The sequence below is a fragment of the Prevotella ihumii genome (genome assembly GCF_900155655.1).
Classification (GTDB): Bacteria; Bacteroidota; Bacteroidia; order Bacteroidales; family Bacteroidaceae; genus Prevotella; species Prevotella ihumii.
The window spans coordinates 1-1,091 of sequence record NZ_LT707004.1 but is presented as its reverse complement, the minus strand read 5'-3'; the positions used below and the strand labels follow the sequence as shown (position 1 = coordinate 1,091).

The 1,091-nt window shown below is 46.4% G+C and carries 1 protein-coding gene; it reads left to right on the top strand.

Translation table 11 applies throughout. The features are described 5' to 3' along the window. The coding region (locus CZ367_RS14020) for a DDE transposase (RefSeq protein WP_077197566.1) at window positions 1-938 on the top strand (938 nt) is incomplete at its 5' end. Window positions 939-1,091 lie beyond the last annotated feature (153 nt).

The following is a 1,091-nucleotide window of genomic DNA, read 5'->3' as shown; positions in this document are numbered from 1 at the left end:
TCAAGGATAAAGATCTATGTTTGACGGATGCAACCTGTTACGAGAGCTACCTGCGTTTTCCTACGGATATCAAGCTGCTCTGGGAGTGTTGCCATTGGCTTCACACTCTGCTGGTCTCCGAGTGTAAACACCTTTCAGAGCGTATTCCGAGAAGCAAGTATAATAATATTGACAAGGCCAGGCTTGCATACGCCAAGCAGCGCAAGCACACAGCCTCGTCCACGCGCAAGCTCAGGAGAAGACTCCTGAGGCTCCTGTCCAAACTCCTTTCCCAATGGAATCGTCTGCGTAAACAGTACAGTCCTTGCATCTGTCTGTCGGCAGAACAAGAAAAGCGGCTGTCCGCTGTGCGTGAGGTATGCCTCCAACAGTCAGAACTATTCTCTGGCAAGGAAGTCAAGCACCGTATCGTCAGCATCGACCGTCCCTATCTACGTCCCATTGTCAGGGGCAAGGAAAACAAGCGTGTAGAGTTTGGTGCAAAGGTCAACAACATACAGATAGACGGCATATCATTCATAGAGCACCACAGCTTTGAGGCATTCAACGAGGGTGTCCGCCTTAAGCAATGTATTGAATATCAGGAATCTTTGACGGGAATCAAAGTCAAGCGTGTCGGTGCCGATTCCATATATGCCAACAATGCCAACCGCACTATGTGTACTGAAAAAGGCATAACGACCTGTTTCACTAGAAAAGGTCCAAGACCCAAAGAAGAAGCTGAATGTCTCAAGATAGCGAGAAAGATTATTGGAAACCTCAGAGCTACGGTAATGGAGGGTAGCTTTGGAAATCAAAAGCAACACTATAGCCTTGGACGCATCAAGGCGTGCAATATGTTTAGCGAGAGGCTACTACTCTTCTTCGGAATCCATACAGCAAATGCTGCCATTCTTGCCGCAAGGGAGATGGCTCGGAGTGTGAAGAAGGCTGCCTAATAAAACTTAAGGATAATTTTACAAGTCCATAGATAGTATGGAAAGGGCAGGTGTGCCCATATGACTCAGTATTTGAGATTTTTGAACAAATAATACAGCATATTCTTTTTCTGGGTACTTCTCCAAGGAAAAGAATGCAGTTTTTGGCTGCCT